The organism is Flagellimonas sp. 2504JD1-5, from assembly GCF_053618295.1.
Genome location: NZ_JBSIOU010000001.1, coordinates 1,967,626 through 1,990,060 on the forward strand (window position 1 = coordinate 1,967,626; position 22,435 = coordinate 1,990,060).

Below are 22,435 nucleotides of genomic sequence, written 5' to 3' on the forward strand. Positions count from 1 at the left end.
AAACACAATAGCTATGAACTGGACACGAAGAGATTTATTGAAAGGTTTGGGTGGACTTCCCATTTTGGGCGCTGTCTGGTGGGCAGGTGCCGCATCTGTGGTCAACCGTAAAAAGAAACGGTCTGAAATTCTGAATCAATTGAACATTAGTCCATCCTTACCACCTGCCGTGCCAGGAATAGGAGGTAATCCTGTCAAAATTGGTATCATTGGCTTTGGAATCAGAGGGGAACAACTTTGTAGGTCTTTGGGATTTGCCACGGAGGAATGGAAAGAAGAAATGAGATTGGCGGCGGAAGAAGACCCCAATAACAAAGCATTGGAAGACTTTCTGGCACAAGACAAACTCAATGTAAAATTGGCAGGAATATGTGATGTTTTTGATGTTAGGGCCGAGAAGGCCATAAGATCATTTTCAACATCAGAAAATAAGATTAAAAGGTACTCCAACTATAAAGAAATGATACATAGTGAAGACATAGATGCAGTTGTAATTGCTACACCGGACCATTGGCATGCCCCGATGGCCATTGAAGCATTGAACAACAACGTTCATGTTTATGTGGAAAAGCCCATGACCCATACCGTTGAAGAAACCTATCAATTGCGCGATGCTGCCAAAAAATCTGATGCGATTCTACAAATAGGACATCAACACAGACAAACCTTAAGTTTTAGAACGGCAAGAGATATTGTTGAAAAAGGAACATTGGGTCATATTTCCCTGATCCAAACCAATACCAACAGAAATGATGATAATGGAGCATGGAACTACGATATCCATGATCAGGCCAATACCAATACCATTGATTGGGACCAGTTTTTGGGGTCCGCTCCCAAGGTTCCCTTCAACAAAAACCATTTTTTCAGATGGCGTAAATGGTGGGCCTATGGTTCAGGGCTTTCTGGCGATTTGTTGACCCATGATTACGACCGTTTGAACTGTGTGCTCAATATGGGTATTCCAGAATCTGTTTCAGCATCTGGCGGTATATATACTCATAACGATGGCAGAAACGTGCCTGATGTACTTCAGGTAAATATGGAATTCCCCAATTTTTCAACAGGAAGTAGTCAGGCAAAGGGCAAAGAAAAGGGAATGACTTTTTGTTATAGTGCTTCGCTCGGAAATTCATTTGGTAGACCAACAATTTTAATGGGGCATGATGCCACTATGGAGCTAGGCAACAAACTTACCATTTGGCCTGATATTGCTTCTACCAGGTATGCTGAAATGTTAGAGACTGAGAAAATGAAGCCGCAAATTCCAATTTATCAATACAATCCAGCTGCAAATGTGCCCGATGCCATATCCTCTGCCACATCCCAATATTTTGCAGACAAAGGCCTTATGTGGACCTATATTGATGGGGTTCGGGTTGATTCGACCTTTCTTCACATGAGAGAGTGGCTGAGTGTCATTAAAAATGGTGGAAAGGTTAGCTGTGGAATCAAAGAAGGCTTTGAAGAGGCAATAGCGGCCCACATGGCAGGATTATCGTGGAAATTAGGAAGAAAAATTGAATGGGATTCTGAAAATCAAACACTCAAACACATAGAAGGAATTGATTTTGATGAGGTTTTGTTGTACAATGGAAGATGGGAAATGAAACCTGAGGATGCGACCTTGGGTTGATATCTTTTTCAAGATCGTTGATTGAAAGGGCAAATGTGGGTTTTGGCCTTATGGGTTAACTTGTCTAATCGATGGTGTTGCGGGTTTCAATAAAAAAGGTGTTGGTTTCTTTATTTCCCCTGGCAATGGACAACTTTTTTTGGGATACTAAATAATCTAAATCACCAAAATAACCTCCTCCAGAGGCCATTTCTTTTACCTCAAGGTTTTCATTTATGTACCAGAGGGCACTATTTTCCACAGTAGTTGCATATAGTCCTCCTATTCCATCGGAAACTATCCCATCAAAGTCTGCTATGGAAGGTTTTAGTATCAATACGTCAATTTTCTTTGATGCAATGTCAATTTTTACCAGATTCGTGCCGCCCACTATCAAATCTTTCCCAACAAACGTAATGCCGTTGGCCCATTTTAATTTTTCGTCATCTTCGATGAAAATTTCTAAATGCTCCTGTTCTAATTTAAAGATGGAGTGCACAAATGAAGCAGTTATGAATAGGTCACCTTTATGATTGACAGCTACATCATTCAACCCGGAATTCGGAATTGGTTCTGGGATACTTTCCATGACTTGGCCTTTAGCGATGTCAATAATTAAAAGTCGATTGATATCCGCTACATATAGTATATTGTCCCTGATTGCCATTCCCGTGGGACGATTAAGGTTTTTTATCCATGTTGCTTCCAATAATTCCCCTGTCGATGATATTTTGGAAATGTATCCATTCGTCCCCAGTTTGTAGTCCTTTCCGCAAGATGCATAGTAAACATGGTTCACGGGGTCGTAGGCAACACTTTCCACATTTTGCAAAAGGTCACCCGTAACCCATTGAACTACAGCAGGATTTGTGCTTCCCTTGGCTTCATCCAAATCCGTTGCTTGCGATCCCTTTTCATTGGGATTCAATTTGCAAGAGCAAACGATAAAATATACAGCAATTATAGATAGTAGAACCTTCATAGAATCTTATTGCCCAAATGTGATTGTTATTACATATTTACGAACTCAAAACCGGAGAGGGGGATATTCCTTAAATCAAATTCGGTTTCGTTCAGCAATATTCCGTGCTCCAAATAGGCCTTAAGATTGGCCAACCAAAAGGTCCAACCATTACTACATCCATGATGGATATTAAGCTTGCTCTGGTCGTCTGTGGGGATATCGAATTGTTTTAATGTAAGCAGCACCGCTTTGTCATGATCTTCCAGAGCTACCGAGACATTGCTGTCGGCAAAGGAAATTTCCAAAAAATCAACACCATTGGCTTTGAGCACTTTGCCTGTTTCGGTCCCATCCCAGTTGTGCCATTTCCAAGTATAAGTGTCCCCTGCTTGGATTTTTTCATCATCAGCTCTTTTTTCTCCAGAAGCCGAAATGTAGTCCGCATTGCTCAAAAACCATGAAGTTATTCCAGCGGAAGTTCCCCAACACCAATACAATTTTTCCATTGAGGCTTTAATAAAGATTTTCTTGGTGAAACAATCAAAAGTCAATTTGTTCATGGCTTACGATTTAATTCATATTGATACAATTCTCGACCTAACTGAGCTAAAAAAGGTATTCCAACAGCGTCATATTCATACACATTATCATTAAAGATACCATCTTTATTGACCAAAATGGTAGCGGTTACCATAAAATCAAGATTGTTCTTTTCGTCTTTGATGTAAGCGCTATCTGTTAAGGTGCCATAGGCATAACCCACTTTGTTATATATTTTGATATGCTCCGGCATGGGTTCGGAAGAATCCCCGAACATAAAAAATTTTACATAGCTGTCATAGTAAACCTGTGTGTCGTAGCCGAGGTCTTTTGGCAAGGTATGCATTGCTTCCAGAAGAAATTCACGTTGCAGGTTGCTTAAGTTAAATTGCTGTTCCTGGGGAAAGACATCTGGAAAAATAATGCGTTTTAGCAAAGCGTGCTGCGCTTCAATCGGATAATAATTCTTTTTTGAAAAGTCAAAGGGTCCCTCTTGCAATGAGTCATCGGAATAAAAAGCATTTCCTTTTTTGATTTTGTTCAGCTGAAGTTGTGTCGGATAGGTATTTATAATGGGTGTACTACTTGCAGTGGTTGAATCGTTTAAATAAATGATCAAAGGTTTGGTCGTCACATTATCAGCATCGGATGTAGATAGACGATGAGCTATCCGAATAGGTCCAACACCTTTGTCCAACATTCTTGTATTAAGCTCATCCTGACCTAAAAATTCGAGCAATCGGTTATTTGCAGCATTGTCCGATACTGCAAATATTTCAGAAATGGCCTTTTTGAAAGTTGTTTCCACAGAATCCCCTTCAATATAGAAACGGGTGTCCATTGTTAGTGAATCGATAGCATTCAATTTTTCCAAAGCAGCAACAGCAGCCGGAAACTTAACGGTACTCGCAGGATAGAAATAATTGTTCTTGTCAACCTGAAAATCAAAATCCTTGAATCGGATGTTATCCTTTTCCCTGTGAATCTGGGTGTACCGAATTTGAACCTCAAAATGCGCAATGCTGTCCATTACCTTTGCTATAGAAACATGCTCAGATGCAAGTACTTGTTCCAAAGGATTTGTGGATTGCTCTTTTTGACATGAGATAAAAAACATGCCAAAAAATGTAAACAAAACAAGCTTGTATTTGGATGTTTCTTTATTGAGAACCATCAAAAGTCATTCAAGTAGACCTCACCCCTATGTGGTTTCAAGATTTCACGCGCTTCATCCATTTCAAATTCGGCGACCACCAAATAGGCAATACTATGGGTGTCGCTAAAATGATTTACGCCTGTAATGTCAAACTTCAATTCTTCTATTATAATAAACTCTTCAAGGTGCTTTCTATAGTGTTCTGCAGTTTTGGCAGCTCCTGGTCCGCGAAAATCCCATATCAGTTTAATTTTTCTATCCAAGACTTTTTCCATCCTAGTTTAGTTTGTGGTTGTACTAATGTAATAAATTCCGCGGTTTAAATATCGTACTAAAAATCTGTTAATGAGAATGGAACCTGCTTGCGTGGGATGCAGTAATTGTTATTTTTGCGGAATGCTTATGCTCCAAAAAAATATAAGGCCTCTTTTGGGCTTGATTATTCTTGTATTTCTAGGTTCTTGCGGTTCCATTTTTAGGGAAAAAGCAGAAAAAGAACCGCTGGCCCGGGTAGGGGATATTTACCTTTATAAAGATGATGTAGCTTCACTCATACGAGACGATATGTCTCCACAGGATAGTGCTCTGTTTGTAACTAACTACATCAACAACTGGGCTTCAAAACAATTGTTGCTATCCAAGTCTAAAATAAACCTTCCGGAGGAGGAATTAACTGCGTTTGACCGTTTGGTCGAGGATTACCGGGCAGATTTGTATACACGGGCCTACATCGAAGCTTTGGTATTGCAGGCACAAGATACTGCGGTAACAACAGCACAACTGAGGTCATATTACGAAAGGGAAAAAGAGAACTTTAAATTGAATGAGAAGTTGGTCCAGTTGCGTTTTGTGACCTTGCCCCCTCAATTTTTGGACAAAGATCAGGTAATCGCAAAAATGAAAAACTGGGAGGAAGAGGACAAAAAATACCTCGACTCCATAGCTGTACAATTCAAAAAGTTACATTTTAACGACTCTGTTTGGGTGAGTGCATCAAGGGTAATGGAGGAAATACCTGCACTAACCTCTGTAAATGAAGCCAACTACTTAAAAAAATCACAATTTTTTGAGTTGGAAGACTCCTTAGGGGTATATTTGGGTAGGGTGAGAGAGGTTTTGGAAGTCAACGACACGGCGCCTTTTGAATATATATCTCCAGATATTAAACAGCTGATTCTAAATCGACGTAGGTTGGATTATGTACGAAAGCTGGAAACAGAAATTATTGACGAAGCAACAAAGAAGAATGAATTTGAGGTCTATGAAAAAAATGAATAAGAAACTGCTCGCACTGGCATTATTTGTCACTTTTGGATTTATTAATGCCCAGGAAAGCGATCAGGCGACGTTGGAAAAAAAGGATACCACAGTGGTTACCAAAAAAGTAAAATTGGATGGTATTGCAGCGGTGATTGGGGACTACGTAATTCTCGAATCAGATATTGAGAAAACGTTCATCGACCTAAAAAGCCAGGGAGCTTCAACTGCTGATTTTACGCGATGCAGTGTCCTTGGAAAGTTGATGGAAGATCGTTTGTATGCCCATCAGGCCGTGCAAGACAGTCTTTTGGTGTCGGATGATCAAGTAAATGCACAGAGCGATAGACAAATTCAGCAACTTACCGCTCAGGTTGGATCTATTGAAAAAGTGTTGAAGTTTTATAAGAAACCAGATATTGAAAGTTTCAGAACAGAACTGTTCGAAATTAACAAGCTTCGAATGCTTTCAGAGAAAATGCAGGGTAAGATTGTAGAGGAAATTGAGGTTACTCCAGAAGAGGTACGTCAGTTTTTCAATAAGATTCCTGAAAGTGAGAGACCCGTTTTCGGAGCGGAACTGGAGATTGCCCAAATTGTAAAACAACCTACGGCACCTGAAGAAGAGAAGCAAAAGGTAATTGACAGATTGAAACAAATAAAACAGGATGTTGAAGATAACGATGCCAGTTTTAATGTAAAGGCCATTCTATATTCACAAGATCCAGGCTCAAAATCTAAAGGAGGATTTTATAGCATGACACGAGAGACACCTTTTGTCAAGGAATTTAAAGACGTTGCCTTTAGTTTGCAGGAAGGGGAGATTTCTGAACCCTTTGAAACCGATTTTGGGTATCACATCATTTATATTGAGAAAATCAGGGGACAGGAATTAGATCTAAGACATATTCTTCTTATACCTGAAATACCCCAAAGTGCCATGGAGGCAGCCGTTAAGGAACTAGATAGTATCCGTCAACAGATTTTGGATGGTAAGTATACATTTGCCGATGCCGCATTGAACTTTTCTGAAGAAAAAGAAACCAAATTTGATGGCGGGCTGCTTCGTAACCCGATTAATTTTGACTCAAGATTTGAGTTGACAAAAATGGACCCGACTTTGTACAATCAAGTCAGAAACCTTAAAGATCAAGAAATTTCCAAGCCAATACGCGAGGATGACCAAAGAGGAGGGGCGCCCAAGTTCAAGATTATGAAGATTTCAAACCGCTACGATGAGCATCAGGCTGATTTTGCGCAAGATTATATCAAAATTCAAGAACTGGCGCTAAGGGAAAAGCAGTTTAATGCTATCAAAGAATGGATGAACGAGCATATAGATGATACGTATATCCACGTAAACACCGAAAATAGAGGTTGCGATTTTGCAAATAACTGGGTAAAGGACTAAATGCATGTCAGACGTTATTGCGGTTGAAAACCTTGTAAAAAAACATCAAACCCTAAAAAATGAAATCGCCAAGGTCATTGTTGGCCAAGATTCGGTAATTGAGCAAATTCTACTTTCAATTTATACCGGCGGACATTCCCTATTGATCGGTGTTCCTGGTTTGGCCAAAACTTTGATGGTAAATACTATTGCACAAACATTGGGGCTCGATTTTAAAAGGATTCAGTTCACCCCTGACTTAATGCCAAGTGATATTCTAGGGAGCGAGGTGCTGGACCAAAACAGAAATTTTAAATTCATCAAAGGTCCTGTATTTGGTAATATTATACTTGCTGATGAAATCAACCGAACACCACCAAAGACGCAAGCTGCACTTCTGGAGGCCATGCAGGAAAAGGCAGTGACCATCGCAGGACAACAGTATAAATTGGATATGCCCTATTTTGTATTGGCAACACAAAACCCTATTGAACAAGAAGGGACCTATCCTTTGCCCGAAGCTCAATTGGATCGTTTTATGTTCGCAATTGAGTTAAAATACCCTTCTATTGCAGAGGAGATTCAAGTGGTTAAATCCACCACCACTGATGAAGAAGTTCAACTTGATACCCTTTTTAGCGCCGAAGAAATAATTGAAGTCCAACATTTGGTGCGCAGAATACCTGTTCCTGACAATGTAATTGATTATGCGGTGAGATTGGTAAATAGGACCAGACCGGGCATGGAAGAGTCTTTGGATTTTGTAAACAATTATGTGGATTGGGGGGCCGGACCTCGAGCATCCCAAAATTTAATATTGGGCGCAAAGGCACATGCAGCAATCCATGGGAAGTTTTCTCCAGACATTGAAGATGTTAAGGCAATCGCTATGGGAATCTTAAGACATAGGATACTAAAAAACTACAAAGCGGAGGCCGAAGGCATTTCTGAAGAAAAAATTGTTTCAGAATTGTTATAAATACAAAATCCTACCGACTTATTTGCCATATTCTAATTCCTAAATCGTAGGTATTTTAGTAAATTAGCCGAATTGTAAAAATCTTAAATCCAATCTAAAATGGCATTTGACATTGACATGATCAAGGGTGTCTACGCTTCTATGGGGGAGCGCATAGAAAAAGCACGCGAACTAGTGGGGCGACCTTTGACACTTGCAGAAAAAATATTGTATTCGCATCTATGGGAAGGAACACCTTCCAATCAATTTACCAGAGGTAAGGACTATGTGGATTTTGCCCCGGATAGGGTAGCATGTCAAGATGCAACCGCTCAAATGGCATTATTGCAATTTATGCATGCTGGAAAGCCAAAAGTAGCAGTTCCCACCACGGTACACTGTGATCACCTTATACAAGCAAAAGTTGGTGCAAGTGCCGATTTAAAAAGAGCAAATGAAACCAGTAACGAGGTTTTTGATTTTCTAGAATCAGTTTCCAATAAATATGGAATTGGATTCTGGAAGCCGGGAGCTGGAATTATTCACCAAGTTGTACTTGAAAACTACGCGTTTCCAGGCGGGATGATGATTGGAACCGATTCCCATACCGTGAACGCTGGCGGATTGGGTATGGTGGCAATAGGAGTTGGAGGCGCGGATGCCGTTGATGTTATGGCCGGAATGCCTTGGGAACTTAAATTTCCCAAGTTGATTGGGGTTAAATTGACCGGGAAACTGTCTGGTTGGACGGCACCCAAAGATGTAATTCTAAAAGTAGCCGATATTCTTACGGCTAAAGGAGGAACAGGTGCTATTATCGAATATTTTGGAGAAGGCGCGATTTCAATGTCATGTACCGGTAAGGGAACCATTTGTAATATGGGAGCTGAGGTTGGTGCAACCACTTCTACTTTTGGATATGATGAATCTATGGATCGATATCTTCGAGCTACAGATAGAGCGGATGTTGCTGATGCTGCCTTGGAGGTGAAAGAGCATTTAACCGCCGATGCCGAAGTATATGCAAATCCTGAGCAATACTTTGATCAGTTGATTGAAATCAATTTAAATGATTTAGAACCGCACTTAAATGGACCTTTTACACCAGATTTGGCAACTCCAATCTCAAAAATGAGTGAAGCTGCAAAAGCTAACGACTGGCCATTGAATGTTGAAGTAGGATTAATAGGATCTTGCACCAACTCATCCTATGAGGATATTTCTAGAGCTGCATCTTTGGCAAAGCAGGTTTCGGACAAAAACTTAAAAACAAAATCAAAATTTACCATAACCCCAGGATCTGAGCAGGTCAGATTCACAATTGAAAGGGACGGGTTTATTGACACTTTTGATTCCATTGGAGCCACAGTATTCGCAAATGCGTGTGGACCATGCATAGGAATGTGGGACCGTTATGGAGATAAAGCTGCTGAAGGACCAAGAAATACCATCGTACATTCCTTCAATAGGAATTTTGCAAAACGTGCAGATGGTAACCCGAATACACTAGCATTTGTTGGTTCACCAGAATTGGTGACCGCTATTGCAATTGCCGGCAGATTGGATTTTAATCCTGTCACCGACAAATTGATTAATGAAGATGGTGAAGAAGTAATGTTGGATGAACCAAGAGGGTATGAGCTGCCCCCGGAAGGCTTTGCTGTAGAAGATGCTGGTTTTATAGCCCCTATGGAAGATGGAAGCGGAGTACAGGTTGTGGTTTCGCCAACTTCAGAGCGACTTCAATTGCTAGAACCATTTGTTCCAATCTCTTCGGACAGTCTTCAAGGAGTAAAGCTGTTGATTAAGGCTTTTGGGAAATGTACTACCGACCATATTTCAATGGCAGGACCATGGTTGAGATACCGTGGACATTTGGATAATATAGCAAATAACACCTTGATCGGTGCCGTCAACGCCTATAACAAGCAAACAAACTTTGTAAAGAATCAATTGACTGGGGAATACGGTGCTGTGCCGGATGCCCAGCGTGCTTATAAAAAAGAAGGAATAAGAACCATTGTTGTTGGTGACCACAATTATGGAGAAGGCTCTTCAAGAGAGCATGCTGCAATGCAGCCACGCCATTTAGGTGTTGCTGCAGTTTTGGTCAAGTCTTTTGCAAGGATTCATGAGACCAACTTGAAAAAACAAGGAATGTTGGCCTTGACCTTTGCTAATGAAAGCGATTATGATTTGATACAAGAGGACGATACCTTCAACTTTGTTGACATTAAGGAGTTTTCACCGGGCAAACCTTTGACTTTAGAGGTTGTTCATGCTGATGGAAGCAAGGATACCATTGTCACAAACCATTCTTACAACGAATCACAAATTCATTGGTTTAATGAAGGTTCCGCCTTAAATGTGATTAAAAAAGAGAATGCATAAAATACCTTTCGGATAATTCAAAGAAACTCCTGATATTGCATCAGGAGTTTTTTAGTTTTAACCAAACCCTAACCGAATGAAAATCAGTAAAAGGACCATTTTTAATATTGCCATTATTCTTTTTGTGCTTTCCTTTTTTGTGACTCCGATGGGTCATTATGGCAAAATTCTATTAAATCGGGTCTTTTCTTCATCACCTCCCATTATAGAAGAATCAAAGCGTGAAAAAATCACGGACTATGATTGGAAACTCAAAGATGCGGAATGGAATTTTTTCAATTTTGAGAAATCGAAAGGCAATGTAATTTTCATAAACCTTTGGGCTTCATGGCGCTTGCCTAGCGAAGCGGAATTGGCCAGTATTCAAGAAATGTACGATACCTACAAGGGCAAAATGGACTTTTACATCATTACCAATGAAAACAGACCACCTGTTGAGGAGTTTATGGCCAAACACGGATTTACTTTCCCTGTCACTTATTTAATTATTGGCGAAAAAAATCCTATCAATCCAAATGAGGTGCCTTCTTCCTACCTCATTGATAAAAAAGGCAATATTGTAATCTATAAAAGAAAGATTGCAGATTGGAGTACGACCAAGGTGTATAACCTATTGGATAAATTGATTGCCGAATAATATAATGAAACTTGCTAAAGAACATTTGGGCAATGTCTTTTGGATATTGGCCATTGTTTTAATTGTGTTTACTCCGGTTGGATTTCATGCCCGTGTTTTTGTAGGAAAGATTTTTGCAACGAGCGCCGATGTGGTCAAAACTGATAGGCAAAAGACTTTGAACAATTATAATTGGCGATTAGCTGATTTGGAAGGAAACCAAATAAACCTTGAATCAAATAAAGGACAGGTGATTCTGGTGAATCTTTGGGCTACTTGGTGTCCACCCTGCGTAGCCGAACTTCCAAGTATTGAAAAATTGTACCAAGATTATGGTAAAAAAGTGAAATTTGTACTGGTCACAAGCGAGTCCCATGAAAAGGTGATGAAGTTTCTTCAAAAAAAGAACTATGATTTACCTGTCTATTTAGAGCGCTCGCAAATTCCATACGAGTTGATGTCTGGAAGTATTCCGGCGACCTATATCATAAATAAATCTGGAAAAATTGTGGTGGACGAAAAAGGCGCCGCCAATTGGAACTCGGAAAGTATCAGGGTTCTGTTAGATCAGCTCCTTTTGGAAAAATAAACCTTGATGTCTCCTCGAGCGTAGTTGAGAGGTGAATAATTAGGTCTCGACTGCGCTCGACCCGACAGTGCGTTTTTTTAGAGAGCGGGTTAAGATTTACTTCCTAAAGTATTTAAAGGGAACCATCAACATACCAAAACATTCCCCATCCTTTTTGCCTAAATGTTTGTGATGCATTTTATGCGCCCTTCGGACTCCTTTGGCGTACCAATTGTTGGCATTTCGGAACAACTTAAACCGTTGGTGGATAAAAATATCGTGCACAAAAAAATATGCAATACCATAGGCCAATATTCCAAACCCCAGAGGCCAGCCATACCAGAAATCAGTTTCCGCACCCAAATAGAAGCAAATCATACTGACAATTGCATAAAAAATGAAAAAAGCATCATTCCGTTCAAACCACGAATCATGGTCCTTTTTGTGATGATCTTTATGCAAACTCCACAAAAATCCATGCATTACATACTTATGGGTAAACCAGGCCATAAATTCCATAACGGAAAAGGTGGCAAAAAAAATGGATATCCAAAAGAGAGTTTTCATCTAGAGCAGTTGTAATTTATAGTTTACATAAGACTCCGCCAAAAGTCCGAATTTTTGATAATTAGGCACTCGGATTCGGGTATTTTTTATTTCCAAAGGAGGTGTGCTCTGTAATTTCTGAAGCAACTTTTTATAATACCGATAGGCAGTATATACTCCAAACTTGGCCTGTTCGGGAAGTTTAAGAATGCCCGAATACCCAATTTCGAAATCTGCTTTGATCTCATCCACGATGCTCTTTTTAGACACTTCATCCAACTCCATTAAATTGGTGTTCGGGAAATAGGAACGGTCCAAATCTTCAAAATCGGCCTTTAAATCTCGTAAGAAATTCACTTTCTGAAAAGCAGAACCTAAAGCCATGGCTGATTCCTTTAGTTCTTCATACTTTTCTTTGTCACCATCCACAAAAACACAAAGACACATCAAACCCACCACATCGGCTGATCCGTAGATGTATTCTTTATATTCTTTATAAGAGGTATACTTCTTTTTTGTCAAGTCCATACGCATGCTTTTCATAAAAGCCTCAACCAGATGAATGGGGATATCATATTTGTGATAGGTATGCTGAAAAGAGTTTAAAATGGGATTTAAACTGATTTTATTTTGAATGGCAGCTTCAAATGAAGCTTCAAAATCCTCGAACAATTCTTTTTTGTTATAGTCATGAAAGCTGTCCACAATTTCGTCTGCAAAGCGAACAAAACCATAAATATTGTAAATATCTTTTCGAATTGAGGTTGATAGCATTTTTGTGGCCAAGGCAAAGGAAGTGCTGTAGGTTTCGGTCACAATTTTGCTGCAATCATAGGATACACGATCAAAAATAGTTTTCATTGCTTACGTTTTTTTAATTATCAGGTCAGCAACTAATTTTCCAGAAATTAAGGCTGGCGGAACGCCAGGACCTGGTACAGTAAGTTGACCAGTAAAAAACAAATTTTCTACTTTGCTACTTTTGAGGTTAGGTCTTAAAAAGGCAGTTTGGCGCAATGTGTTGGCTAAACCGTAGGCGTTGCCTTTATAAGAATTGTATTGTTCTATGAAGTCATTTACACAGAAGCTCTCTTTAAAGATAATGGATTTTTTGGCATCTTGACCTGTATGCTGGCTAAATCTATCCATGATAATATCAAAATATTGCTGTCTTAATTGCGGGGTATCTTGTAAATCAGGTGCTATCGGAACTAGGAAAAATCCTGTCTCACAACCCTCCGGGGCCATGGAAGCATCTGTTACCGACGGAAAATTAGCATAGAACAGAGGTTTACTAGGCCATTGTGGATTGTCATAAATTTCTATGGCATGCTGATCAAAATCGGTGTCGAAGAACAGATTATGGTGCTCGATATGATTTAATTTTTTGTCGAAACCAATGTAGAATAGCAGGGAGGAGGGAGCATAAGTTTTTTTGTTCCAGTACGTTTCGGAATATTGACGATATTTTTTGGGTAACAAACTTTCAGAATGATGATAGTCAGCTCCACTTACAACTAAATCAGCATTATGATTTTGTTCTTTACATCTGACACCTTTCACTTTTCCGGTATCGACCAAAATTTCATCGATAGCGCTGTCCGTTTGGATTTCTACGCCAAGCTCCAATGCCAAGGTTTCCATGGCTTTTATTACTTGATACATTCCACCTTTAGGGTGCCAAGTACCTAGACCAAAGTCGGCAAAGTTCATAAAACTGTAAAAGGAAGGTGTTTTACTGGGTTTCGCACCTAGGAAAAGCACCGGAAACTCTAAAACAGAAATCAACTTCGGGTTTTTGAATCGCCTTCGGACTTCGTGACTGATGGTTTTGAAAAATTGATCAACCCGAAGCACTGTTTCTTTTGTTACGAGTTCCATAGGTGACAAACCCGGACGGAGTACAACCTTGTTAATGGCGATATCATAATTGTCTTGCGCTTTGTTGATGAAGTTTTTCAATTTGATAGCACTTCCAGACTCAATACGTTCGAACTCTTCGCAAATTTTTTCCATACAATCACCTATGGTGATGGTATCGTCCTTAAAAAAAATCTTGTAGGCGGGGTCTAACTTGTCAAGCTGATAATAATCTGACGTTTTTTTACCAAAGTCTGCAAAGAAGTTATCAAAAACATCAGGCATCCAATACCAGCTGGGGCCCATATCAAAAGTGAACCCGTCTTTTTTGAATTGTCTGGCCCTTCCACCTAAGGTGGAATTTTTTTCGAACAATTCAACTGAAAACCCAGCTTGTGCCAAATAACAGGCTACAGAGAGTGAGGAAAAACCGGAACCGATAACAATTACCTTTTTCATTTTTTGATTTGGGATGTCATTACAAGATACCTATAACTTTTTCTATGGAATCAAAGATTCTGATATTCTTGGGTAAACTGTTTTCATCCACATATTGTATTTGGTGTCCCAGCACGTACAAATTTGAATTTCCAGCGTTCAAGGTCTTGGAGAATTTATCAAAATATGAAGCCAAATCATCTTTGGTGGGTGAAACCGTGAAATATGAAAGAAAAGTGAGGTTGTCGTAATACTTCGATAGGTCTTCCAAACTTTCAATGGGCATGGTCTGTCCCAAATAAATGGATTTGTAGCCCCTAAGCGTTATTTCATAATTGATATAAAGCAATCCCAGTTCATGTATTTCATTTTCGGGTAGAAAAAGCGCAAAAACCCTATCTTTTTTAATAGGCTCTACCATTTGTAACTTTTCCGTATTGATGTACAGTTTTTGTTTGATCAAATGGGTGATAAAATGCTCATGCGCGGGACTGATAGTATCCGTTTGCCACAGAAGGCCAAGCTCATTCAATAAGGGAATGAACACGTCCGAGAAAATCTCCCTGAATGATTTTTCGGAGAGCAAACTGCTATACGTATTTAGAAAAAGAGTTTGGTCAAAATTGACCATGGCTAGTTTGAATGCATTTATGGCATGACTTTTTGCGCTGTTGTTGGAAACAATTTCCCTTACCATTACCGGTATCTGGGCTTCTTCTATCTTGGCTATTTTGGAAATTTTATAGCCATTGTTGTACAGTAGCGTTACGTTTAAAAGTTTTTGAAGACTACCAATGCTATACGTTCTTATGTTCGTATCTGTTCTTTCAGGGGTAAACAGATTGTATCTTTTTTCCCAAATCCGGATGGTGTGTGCCTTGATTCCGGACAGATTTTCCATGTCACGGATACTGAAGGAAGCTTTTACATTGTTCATCTTTTATTAATAAACATTAAACAAATTTACAATTTAATTGGAGTTGGCCTAATTTAATGCCATTAAATTTGTGAAGATGGAATCAAAATGTTTTATTGTTTTAACGCAAAAGGGTAGTGTGATTGGGATTTTTGCATCCCTAAGTCTATAAATTGACTATTTTGGGTTGACCAATTTTAGTTCAAAGCGATCATCTACTCAAACCTTGGTTTATGAAGGAAAAATTAAAGACTATCAAAACAATCCATATTGGTTTTTGCTTGGGAATTGCCTTGGCTTATTTTATTCTAGGCGATTTGTATACGCTTGATTTTATCAAAATCCAAACGATTGATTCGTCTACCTTGGTTTATCTGCTCATTCCGATATCGGCCATTTTTCTTGGAAACGTGCTGTACAAGCAACAATTAAAAAATGTGGATAGGGGATTAAATATGGAAGACAAAATAGGGACTTATCAAACCGCGTCTTTAATTCGCTGGGCGTTACTAGAGGGAGCGGCATTTCTAATTTTGTTCCTAAAAAAGGAATTGCTCTTGATAGGGGTATTTTTGATACTTTATATGATTTTTCTAAAGCCTTCGGAAGAGGGAATAAAAAGAGACTTTGAGAATGTTGGAAAATAAAGTAAGAGGTTAATCCGTACTGCTATGATTGTTCTGCCCAGATTTTATAAAGTACAAATAATACGGTAAGTAATACTATGCCAATAGAGCCATAGATTTGGTTCTTTAGATGCTTATTCATGAGGTTGATTTGAGCCACTAAAATAACTTTTTTGTAAATAAAATCAATGATATGGAATCAAAAATTCTTACTTTTTTGTTAGGAATTAAAAATGATAGAGGATTTTTCTTCTTTTATAGGAATCAAGACAAGTCAATAGCAATACAATCTTGTTATTCTAAATAAAAAAGGGGATAAAACAGCCATTTTCGCCGATTTTCCCCCTTGAATTCGGAAACCCAAAACAAAACTTGGATTTTGTGCCCACGACTGGAGTCGAACCAGCACGTCCTTTCGAACACTACCCCCTCAAGGTAGCGTGTCTACCAATTCCACCACGTGGGCATTTTGAATTTGCGGGCAAATATCGATAAAATTTAACTTGTTCCAATGGGCTTTTCAAACTATTTGAACGAATGAAAGACTTATGTCAGTAGATTTCCGTTTTCATCCCATTCGGCAATTACTGCCCGCTTACTTTGATCTACACATTTGGCAAGCCATTCCTCGTCATAAGAGACATCATGTTTGGCAAGTACCTCGTCCGGAACGCCGTTCCAAACATTGGGCATATTACCTTTATAGCCCAGTTCTTCAATGCCCATTTTTGTGGTATAGTATCCAGATACGGTCAGGTTGCGCATTGTTGAGAAAAATTGGATTTCCAAGGGTTGTTCCTGCTCGGAAATTTCCGGGTCGGGGAAGGCAATTGTATCCAAAATGGCTTTTTGTTGTTCCCTTGTTGCTGATTTAAATACAACATTGTTATCTGTATTACATTTATGGTCGAGCCACATAAGTCCGCCACGTAATGGGGTTTGTAATTCTGGGATATCTTTCACCATAAACTCTATAAAATCGGGTACTTCCGCTTCAGTTGCACTACCGTATTCGTTTGTGGCGGGTAGAATCAAATCACAGAGTACAGCTATGGTATCCATTTCGTGTTCATTAAAAAACACTTCTTCCAAAAGTTCTTGGTCGCGCTCTTCCTCTTTAGGTGTTCTACCATAGGTATAGCTTTTGAACGGAACTATTTCCTCAGCTACTGATTCAGATTTTGGCTTACATCCATGAACTGCCAGTCCACTGGCCACACCTCCCAACAAAATCGATTTTAGACTTTTCCTTCTATCCATGACTAAATGTTTTGCTTTTTAAGTTCTTCAACAATATAATCCGACGCCCTCCATGCCAACGCTAAAATGGTCCATGTTGGATTTTTATCTGCTTGGGATACAAAAGGTCCAGCATCAACAATAAATACATTGTCCACATCGTGCATTTGTTGGAACTTGTTTACTACTGAAGTTTTCTTATCGTTGCCCATACGTGTGGTTCCCACTTCGTGAATGATTTCACCGGGAGCCAAAATACCATAATTTTGATCTTTCCCAGCTTTTTCACCTATCACTTGGCCACCCATATTGTGGATAATTTCCTCAAAGGTATCCTGCATATGTTTAACCTGTTTTATTTCATGATCAGTCCACTTATAATTGAATTTTAACACCGGAATCCCATATTCGTCCACTTTGGTATTATCTATTTCGCAATAATTGCTTTCTTGGGGGACTGATTCGCCTCGGCCGGCCATACCAATAGTGGAGCCATAGTATTTTTTGACATCTTTTCTAAGGCTATCGCCATAACCTCCAACTGGTAATCCAAAAAATTGGTTCAGGGCATTTGGATTAAAACCGAAGCCGTAACTGGGCATTCCTAGACCACCCCACATTTCAATATGGTACCCTCTGGGGAAATCGAGTTTCGCATTTTCCAGCCACCAAGGGGTATATACATGCATTCCTCCAACACCATCTTCATTATAGGTTTCCCGGTTCATCAAATCTGGGATGAAGCCCATAAGGTTGCTTCCTGTGGAATCGTGCAAATATTTTCCCATTACATTGCTACTATTACCAAGTCCGTTGGGGTGTTGTTTACTTTTTGAATTCAGCAATATCCTGGCAGAACTACAGGCAGAGGCGGCCAAAACAACTACTTTGCCCTTTAATTTATATTCTTTTCTGTCTTCTTTGTTGATGTAGGATACGCCTGTGGCTTTACCTTCATCATTAGTCGTCACTTCGCGAACCATACAATTGACAAAAAGATCTATTTGTCCCCCGCTTTTCTGCGCCGGGAAGATAAGACAGGTTCCCGCTGAAAAATCGGCATACACTTGGCACGCTCTTGAACATTGACCGCAATAAAAACATACGCCTCTTTCATTATTTATCCTTTTGGTAAGCATGGACATCCTGGAAGGATAGACAGGGACATTGGATTTTCTGGCTCCTTTTATATAATAAAGCTCGTGCAGTCTAGGTTTTGGAGGTGGAAGGAAAAAACCATCTGGATCATTGGGGAGGCCTTCGTTGGTACCAAAAACCCCAATTAGTTTATCCACTTTATCGTAGTATGGTTTTACATCTTCATAACCAATTGGCCAGTTATCACCCAAACCATCCTGATCTTTTCTTTTAAAATCTTTTGGTCCAAAACGCAATGAGATTCTTCCCCAGTGATTGGTTCGTCCACCTAACATGCGCGAACGAAACCACTTAAAATCGGTTCCTTCGGAATGGGAGTAAGGCTCACCTTCAATATCCCACCCGCCGTAGGCAGAATCAAAATCTCCAAAGGGTCTTGTGGTACTTGCTCCCCGTCTTGGTGATTCATAGGGCCATTTAAGCTGGGTCATCTGCTCTGGTTTTGCAGGATCAAAAAAAGGCCCTGCCTCTACAACAGCGACCTTAAGTCCAGCTTCTGAAAGAATTTTGGTGGCCATTCCACCACCTGCACCTGATCCCACAATGATTACATCGTATTCTTGGGAAGATTCGATTATTTGCATTTGCTCTGAATTACTTCAGCAAAATATAAAATATAATAGGAAATAAATCGAACTTCTAGACCAATAACTTTGGAACAAAGACAGTCAACCTCAATTTTTACATTAAAAAGGGGATTGTTTTAGAAATCTTTAGCCCTTGCTTTTCGAACCAACCACCAAACCGGAAGTACGGTCCAAAGCATCAACATAAGAAGAGAAATAATGAGACCTTGATTAGTGCCAAAAAAATCCTTGAAAACTGCGCCGGTGTATCCCAGGAGTGCTGAAATATCAAGTTTTAGCAGAATCAGGGTTCGGGATAAATCAATTGGGTTCAACATAGTTGCGACCAACGAAAAAGTGTCCAACGGATACTCCTCGAATACAATAAGCGACATTAAAAACAAGCCGTCATAAATCACGGCCATAAAGAGCCAAAGGAGTACGGCATATCCAAAACCCTTGATCTTGTTTTCGTTGGATAGGGCGATGTTGAATGAAAGCGCGGTAAAAATCAAGGTTAGAAAACCTCCAGTTACCAGCAATAAAGTAAAGTCAAAAATGGCATCACTTCGAAACAGACCATAAAAAACGAACGGAATTCCCAAACCAAGAATGAGACTAAGTGCAAGAGAGCCGGCCACGCCAAGATATTGTCCTAGAAATATTGAGCTTCGTCTTATGGGTTGCGCCAATAGCAGTTCTGTGAATTCCCTTGAGTTATAATAGTACATGACACCGAAAATGGTGCCAATCAACGGAACCAAAACAATTATAATGTTCATTAGGGTGATAACCGCTTTTGATACATCGTTGTTCAAAAAAAGCAATACAAATCCAAGCGCCAGATAGAACAGAAAATAAACGTAGCTCCATCTACTTCGTATGAGGTCGTAAAAGCTATATTTTAAAATTTTAAGCATGGATATTTTCGGAAGCTATAGCCGCAATGGCATGTTCAACATTGGTTTGCTTGGTCATGTTCTTGAGTTCTTCAATATTTCCCTTAAAATAGATTTTTCCTTCAAGTAAATAAACGATTTCATCGGCAACTTCTTCAACAAATTGCATAATGTGGGATGTGACCAAGATGGTTTTTCCGTTTGATTTTTCTTCCTGAATCAATTGTTTAAGTTGAATTAAGGCCGCAGGGTCCAATCCAGTAGTGGGTTCATCAAGAATTATCAACGGACCGTCAAACATAAAGGTCATGACAATATTTACCTTTTGCTTGGTGCCTCCTGAGAGGGTGGATAATTTTTTGTTTAAAAAGGGTTCTAGACCAAAAAGGGAAATCAATTGTTCTTCTTTGGATGGTTGTTGGTGCAAATCTTTGATCATTCGTATAAGTTCCTTGACCTTGAGGTTGCTCGGAAAGTTTGCAATTTGGGGCAGGTATTCAATATCCTGAAGATATTTCCATTTGTTTCGGATGTTTTCACCAGAGATGGTAATGGTCCCTTCATTGGGTATTACCATGCCCAAGATTGATTTGATCAAAGTGGTTTTTCCGGAACCATTTGGCCCTAAAATGGCAACAATGCCTTTCTGTTCTATGGTCAAGTTTAAGTTACGGAGCACTTGGTTTTTTCCAAATCGTTTGCAGAGGTTGTCTATCTGTATCATTGTATTTTTTTCATTAAAGGGGTTGCATCCAAAAGTTTGTCGGGTGTGAAAACAGGCGAAACTTTTTCTGAAAAATCGATAATGTCCATAAACAAGCTTCTTAACAGAACGATTGTCTCCGGGGTACGGTTTACGATGTAGGAAAAGAGTTTGACCGGTCGGTAGGGGACATCTCCTGTTCCATCCTTATCAAGATCATAACCGGTATACTTGCTCCAGTAATTTCCCTTAAAAATATTGTCGTTAAGCTTGCTATTGTAGGAAACATCAAAGGAATTATGTAGAAAGTTGTTGGCCGAAAAGGTATTGCCATAGCAGGCTCCCCTTACCTTTAGGGCCCAACCGTTGTTGGCAAAGGTGTTATTCAAATATTTGATTCGGTTGGATCCCTCTATACTGATGCCCACGGTGTTTTCTTCAAAAGAATTTCCCATTATTTCGGCATCGTTGATTTCTTTCAGCAACATTCCAAAGGAAGCTGCACCCCAATTTTTTCGAAATGTATTGTTCCGCATTATTATTTCCTTGGAGAACATGACTGCCACGCCGGAGCCATTGTTCTCAAAAATGTTGTTTTCGTATATATCGTTGTTGGAAAACATGAAGTGCAAGCCATAACGGACATTATTGGTGCTGCTATTGTTTTTAATAAGAATGTCATCAGAAAATTCCAAGTAGATACCATCACGTACGTGCTGCACAATGTTTTGTTCTACCTCAATATTCTTACTGTACCAAAGCTGAATTCCGTTGCCGGAGTTGAATTCTTCAACAGCGTCTCCAATTATTTTATTGTGATAAACTCTTCCATTGCTGGATTTTTCAAGATAAATACCGAAAAATAGCTTTTCCAAAACCACATTCTGAATGAGGAAGTTTTTACTTTTTATGACCCGTATTGCTGCATAATCTTCGGTATAGCTGGTGCCCACATTTATAATGAATAGTCCATCTATGGTAACATTGTCGGAAACCACGGTAATGATTTCACCTTGATCTCTCCCGTCGATAACTGGGTAGTTTTCACCCAAAAGAGTCAAGGGTTTGTCCACCCTAATATTGAATTCGTTGTAGGTGCCTTTCTTTATTAAAATTGTATCAAAATCAGTGGCAAGTGCAATTCCATTTTTTATACTCTTGACCTTACAGGAGGAGCATACTTCGATGGTCTTGGCATAGACAATTGAAGTCATACCCAAAAGGATGGAGAGAATTGCGCAAAAGAGCGCAGTTGGAATTGTTTTTAGAGGTTTCATCGTTATTTATCGTACAATCAAAAATTTGGAATTTCGGTTTGCTTTTACCCAGTGTTCCTCCTCCGCGGGGAAGTTAAAATGATGGTAAGCAGTAAGATTGTACTTTACTTTATTTATATGAAAGTCAATATCCCCTTCCAAAACAATCAACTGCGCATCTTTGGGTGACGTGTGTCTGGGGAATGTTGCTTCCTTTTCCAAACTGATGGTCAATATTTCCAATCCATCTGTTTTGACAAGTGAAGCCACCTGCAAGCCTTTGGTTTCTTGCTCTTTTATTTGCTCGTTTATGGTATACATTAAATGGATTATTGGTTTAATTCGATTAAAAGTTCATCCCAGGAATATAGTTTGCCCCCATGTTTGTTTTTTTCAGATTCGGCACTTGCTGGTATATCAAATGCGGTTAAAAATTCACCCATTGGACTTGGAATCCCTTCGCTTATGAGAAATGTGGCTTCAGTGACATCGATTAGTTTTCCTGGTTCGGTGTAGTAATTGCAGAGATACATTGCTATGCTATTGGAATCTACCTCCTTTAAATGGTTTACCATGCATTCAATAGCGTCAAACTTAAATGCTTTTCCTTTTGTAGTCACTATTTGTGCAGCGTGTTGTTGGTCCACAATCGTCATTCTGCAAAAGTGACATCCATCTGTTCCGTAGATAATGGGCTGTGGCTTTACACTGCAACTGCCCAAAACCAGGATCAAAAGAAAGGAAAGCAAATAAGTTCCGCCAAGGTTTTTCAT

General features: G+C 39.4%; 23 protein-coding genes and 1 tRNA gene. 8 read left to right on the forward strand and 16 right to left on the reverse strand.

What is annotated here, in order from left to right:
• Positions 1 to 13 precede the first annotated feature (13 nt).
• A complete protein-coding gene (locus ACULLG_RS08725) occupies positions 14 to 1,636 on the forward strand; it encodes a Gfo/Idh/MocA family protein (RefSeq protein WP_452126371.1) in 1,623 nt (540 codons plus the stop codon).
• 64 nt (positions 1,637 to 1,700) lie between these two features.
• Here ACULLG_RS08725 and ACULLG_RS08730 read toward each other — a convergent pair whose 3' ends face one another.
• The 4 genes from ACULLG_RS08730 to ACULLG_RS08745 are packed head-to-tail and all read right to left on the reverse strand — an operon-like array spanning position 1,701 to position 4,550.
• Positions 1,701 to 2,597 carry a hypothetical protein gene (locus tag ACULLG_RS08730; protein ID WP_452126372.1) on the reverse strand — a complete coding sequence of 299 codons (897 nt, stop codon included), beginning with the start codon at positions 2,595 to 2,597 and terminating at the stop codon, positions 1,701 to 1,703.
• Between the two features lie 29 nt (positions 2,598 to 2,626).
• On the reverse strand, positions 2,627 to 3,139 hold the full coding sequence (locus ACULLG_RS08735) for an SRPBCC family protein (protein ID WP_452126374.1): 513 nt from the start codon (positions 3,137 to 3,139) through the stop codon (positions 2,627 to 2,629).
• Entirely contained in the window at positions 3,136 to 4,236 is a 1,101-nt protein-coding gene (locus tag ACULLG_RS08740) for a serine hydrolase (protein WP_452126375.1), read from the reverse strand. Before ACULLG_RS08740 ends, ACULLG_RS08735 begins: the two co-directional genes overlap by 4 nt.
• 56 nt (positions 4,237 to 4,292) lie before the next feature.
• Entirely contained in the window at positions 4,293 to 4,550 is a 258-nt protein-coding gene (locus tag ACULLG_RS08745; RefSeq protein WP_452126376.1) for a hypothetical protein, read from the reverse strand.
• 70 nt (positions 4,551 to 4,620) lie between these two features.
• Between ACULLG_RS08745 and ACULLG_RS08750 the strand changes: the two genes are divergently transcribed.
• The 6 genes from ACULLG_RS08750 to ACULLG_RS08775 all read left to right on the forward strand — a co-directional run bounded on the left by ACULLG_RS08750 (position 4,621) and on the right by ACULLG_RS08775 (position 11,476).
• Complete coding sequence (locus ACULLG_RS08750) at positions 4,621 to 5,553, forward strand: peptidylprolyl isomerase (RefSeq protein ID WP_452126377.1); 933 nt, start codon at positions 4,621 to 4,623, stop codon at positions 5,551 to 5,553.
• Entirely contained in the window at positions 5,537 to 6,943 is a 1,407-nt protein-coding gene (locus ACULLG_RS08755; protein ID WP_452126378.1) for a peptidylprolyl isomerase, read from the forward strand. Before ACULLG_RS08750 ends, ACULLG_RS08755 begins: the two co-directional genes overlap by 17 nt.
• A gap of 4 nt (positions 6,944 to 6,947) precedes the next feature.
• The gene (locus ACULLG_RS08760) at positions 6,948 to 7,901 is read left to right on the forward strand and encodes an AAA family ATPase (protein WP_452126379.1); all 954 of its coding nucleotides are present in this window, start codon (positions 6,948 to 6,950) and stop codon (positions 7,899 to 7,901) included.
• Between the two features lie 99 nt (positions 7,902 to 8,000).
• A complete protein-coding gene (locus ACULLG_RS08765) occupies positions 8,001 to 10,271 on the forward strand; it encodes an aconitate hydratase (RefSeq protein ID WP_452126380.1) in 2,271 nt (756 codons plus the stop codon).
• 76 nt (positions 10,272 to 10,347) lie between these two features.
• Complete coding sequence (locus tag ACULLG_RS08770; protein WP_452126381.1) at positions 10,348 to 10,908, forward strand: TlpA family protein disulfide reductase; 561 nt, start codon at positions 10,348 to 10,350, stop codon at positions 10,906 to 10,908.
• A 4-nt stretch (positions 10,909 to 10,912) separates the two neighbouring features.
• The gene (locus ACULLG_RS08775) at positions 10,913 to 11,476 is read left to right on the forward strand and encodes a TlpA family protein disulfide reductase (protein WP_452126382.1); all 564 of its coding nucleotides are present in this window, start codon (positions 10,913 to 10,915) and stop codon (positions 11,474 to 11,476) included.
• 96 nt (positions 11,477 to 11,572) lie between these two features.
• On the opposite strand, the gene ACULLG_RS08780 is transcribed toward ACULLG_RS08775, so the two are convergent.
• Genes ACULLG_RS08780 through ACULLG_RS08795 form a run of 4 tightly spaced genes read right to left on the reverse strand, consistent with a single transcriptional unit; the run spans position 11,573 to position 15,236 of the window.
• A complete protein-coding gene (locus ACULLG_RS08780; RefSeq protein ID WP_452126383.1) occupies positions 11,573 to 12,022 on the reverse strand; it encodes a beta-carotene hydroxylase in 450 nt (149 codons plus the stop codon).
• Positions 12,023 to 12,862, reverse strand: coding sequence for a phytoene/squalene synthase family protein (locus tag ACULLG_RS08785; protein ID WP_452126384.1), 840 nt, complete (start codon positions 12,860 to 12,862; stop codon positions 12,023 to 12,025).
• Between the two features lie 3 nt (positions 12,863 to 12,865).
• Positions 12,866 to 14,320: a phytoene desaturase family protein gene (locus tag ACULLG_RS08790; RefSeq protein WP_452126385.1), complete on the reverse strand. Its 1,455-nt coding sequence runs from the start codon at positions 14,318 to 14,320 to the stop codon at positions 12,866 to 12,868.
• A 19-nt stretch (positions 14,321 to 14,339) separates the two neighbouring features.
• Complete coding sequence (locus ACULLG_RS08795; protein ID WP_452126386.1) at positions 14,340 to 15,236, reverse strand: MerR family transcriptional regulator; 897 nt, start codon at positions 15,234 to 15,236, stop codon at positions 14,340 to 14,342.
• 212 nt (positions 15,237 to 15,448) lie between these two features.
• Here ACULLG_RS08795 and ACULLG_RS08800 point away from each other — a divergent pair, with 212 nt between their 5' ends.
• Complete coding sequence (locus ACULLG_RS08800; RefSeq protein WP_452126387.1) at positions 15,449 to 15,862, forward strand: MFS transporter; 414 nt, start codon at positions 15,449 to 15,451, stop codon at positions 15,860 to 15,862.
• Between the two features lie 361 nt (positions 15,863 to 16,223).
• Here the strand turns inward: ACULLG_RS08800 and ACULLG_RS08805 are convergent.
• The 8 genes from ACULLG_RS08805 to ACULLG_RS08840 form a co-directional block, all read right to left on the reverse strand.
• A tRNA-Leu gene (locus tag ACULLG_RS08805) sits at positions 16,224 to 16,307 on the reverse strand.
• Positions 16,308 to 16,387: 80 nt separating this feature from the next.
• Positions 16,388 to 17,101 carry a gluconate 2-dehydrogenase subunit 3 family protein gene (locus tag ACULLG_RS08810; RefSeq protein WP_452126388.1) on the reverse strand — a complete coding sequence of 238 codons (714 nt, stop codon included), beginning with the start codon at positions 17,099 to 17,101 and terminating at the stop codon, positions 16,388 to 16,390.
• A 2-nt stretch (positions 17,102 to 17,103) separates the two neighbouring features.
• Positions 17,104 to 18,822: a GMC family oxidoreductase gene (locus ACULLG_RS08815; protein WP_452126389.1), complete on the reverse strand. Its 1,719-nt coding sequence runs from the start codon at positions 18,820 to 18,822 to the stop codon at positions 17,104 to 17,106.
• 119 nt (positions 18,823 to 18,941) lie between these two features.
• Positions 18,942 to 19,724, reverse strand: a complete 783-nt coding sequence (locus ACULLG_RS08820; protein WP_452126390.1) for an ABC transporter permease — start codon at positions 19,722 to 19,724, stop codon at positions 18,942 to 18,944.
• The gene (locus tag ACULLG_RS08825) at positions 19,717 to 20,427 is read right to left on the reverse strand and encodes an ABC transporter ATP-binding protein (RefSeq protein ID WP_452126391.1); all 711 of its coding nucleotides are present in this window, start codon (positions 20,425 to 20,427) and stop codon (positions 19,717 to 19,719) included. Before ACULLG_RS08825 ends, ACULLG_RS08820 begins: the two co-directional genes overlap by 8 nt.
• Positions 20,424 to 21,620, reverse strand: a complete 1,197-nt coding sequence (locus tag ACULLG_RS08830) for a nitrous oxide reductase family maturation protein NosD (protein ID WP_452126392.1) — start codon at positions 21,618 to 21,620, stop codon at positions 20,424 to 20,426. Before ACULLG_RS08830 ends, ACULLG_RS08825 begins: the two co-directional genes overlap by 4 nt.
• A gap of 69 nt (positions 21,621 to 21,689) precedes the next feature.
• Positions 21,690 to 21,983: a cupin domain-containing protein gene (locus ACULLG_RS08835; RefSeq protein ID WP_452126393.1), complete on the reverse strand. Its 294-nt coding sequence runs from the start codon at positions 21,981 to 21,983 to the stop codon at positions 21,690 to 21,692.
• An 8-nt stretch (positions 21,984 to 21,991) separates the two neighbouring features.
• Positions 21,992 to 22,435 (reverse strand): nitrous oxide reductase accessory protein NosL, encoded by a 444-nt coding sequence (locus tag ACULLG_RS08840; protein WP_452126394.1) that lies wholly within the window; start codon positions 22,433 to 22,435, stop codon positions 21,992 to 21,994.

Bases quoted from the DNA above. Each gene is read 5' to 3' on its own strand.
- ACULLG_RS08760 (WP_452126379.1), top strand. From the start codon at position 6,948: ATGTCAGACGTTATTGCGGTTGAAAACCTTGTAAAAAAACATCAAACC.
- ACULLG_RS08840 (WP_452126394.1), bottom strand. From the start codon at position 22,435: ATGAAAAACCTTGGCGGAACTTATTTGCTTTCCTTTCTTTTGATCCTG.
- ACULLG_RS08810 (WP_452126388.1), bottom strand. From the start codon at position 17,101: ATGGATAGAAGGAAAAGTCTAAAATCGATTTTGTTGGGAGGTGTGGCC.
- ACULLG_RS08740 (WP_452126375.1), bottom strand. From the start codon at position 4,236: ATGTTTTTTATCTCATGTCAAAAAGAGCAATCCACAAATCCTTTGGAA.
- ACULLG_RS08750 (WP_452126377.1), top strand. From the start codon at position 4,621: ATGAGAATGGAACCTGCTTGCGTGGGATGCAGTAATTGTTATTTTTGC.
- ACULLG_RS08790 (WP_452126385.1), bottom strand. From the start codon at position 14,320: ATGAAAAAGGTAATTGTTATCGGTTCCGGTTTTTCCTCACTCTCTGTA.
- ACULLG_RS08830 (WP_452126392.1), bottom strand. From the start codon at position 21,620: ATGACTTCAATTGTCTATGCCAAGACCATCGAAGTATGCTCCTCCTGT.
- ACULLG_RS08765 (WP_452126380.1), top strand. From the start codon at position 8,001: ATGGCATTTGACATTGACATGATCAAGGGTGTCTACGCTTCTATGGGG.
- ACULLG_RS08815 (WP_452126389.1), bottom strand. From the start codon at position 18,822: ATGCAAATAATCGAATCTTCCCAAGAATACGATGTAATCATTGTGGGA.
- ACULLG_RS08825 (WP_452126391.1), bottom strand. From the start codon at position 20,427: ATGATACAGATAGACAACCTCTGCAAACGATTTGGAAAAAACCAAGTG.
- ACULLG_RS08725 (WP_452126371.1), top strand. From the start codon at position 14: ATGAACTGGACACGAAGAGATTTATTGAAAGGTTTGGGTGGACTTCCC.
- ACULLG_RS08730 (WP_452126372.1), bottom strand. From the start codon at position 2,597: ATGAAGGTTCTACTATCTATAATTGCTGTATATTTTATCGTTTGCTCT.
- ACULLG_RS08755 (WP_452126378.1), top strand. From the start codon at position 5,537: ATGAAAAAAATGAATAAGAAACTGCTCGCACTGGCATTATTTGTCACT.
- ACULLG_RS08785 (WP_452126384.1), bottom strand. From the start codon at position 12,862: ATGAAAACTATTTTTGATCGTGTATCCTATGATTGCAGCAAAATTGTG.
- ACULLG_RS08795 (WP_452126386.1), bottom strand. From the start codon at position 15,236: ATGAACAATGTAAAAGCTTCCTTCAGTATCCGTGACATGGAAAATCTG.
- ACULLG_RS08820 (WP_452126390.1), bottom strand. From the start codon at position 19,724: ATGCTTAAAATTTTAAAATATAGCTTTTACGACCTCATACGAAGTAGA.
- ACULLG_RS08745 (WP_452126376.1), bottom strand. From the start codon at position 4,550: ATGGAAAAAGTCTTGGATAGAAAAATTAAACTGATATGGGATTTTCGC.
- ACULLG_RS08770 (WP_452126381.1), top strand. From the start codon at position 10,348: ATGAAAATCAGTAAAAGGACCATTTTTAATATTGCCATTATTCTTTTT.
- ACULLG_RS08780 (WP_452126383.1), bottom strand. From the start codon at position 12,022: ATGAAAACTCTCTTTTGGATATCCATTTTTTTTGCCACCTTTTCCGTT.
- ACULLG_RS08835 (WP_452126393.1), bottom strand. From the start codon at position 21,983: ATGTATACCATAAACGAGCAAATAAAAGAGCAAGAAACCAAAGGCTTG.
- ACULLG_RS08735 (WP_452126374.1), bottom strand. From the start codon at position 3,139: ATGAACAAATTGACTTTTGATTGTTTCACCAAGAAAATCTTTATTAAA.
- ACULLG_RS08800 (WP_452126387.1), top strand. From the start codon at position 15,449: ATGAAGGAAAAATTAAAGACTATCAAAACAATCCATATTGGTTTTTGC.
- ACULLG_RS08775 (WP_452126382.1), top strand. From the start codon at position 10,913: ATGAAACTTGCTAAAGAACATTTGGGCAATGTCTTTTGGATATTGGCC.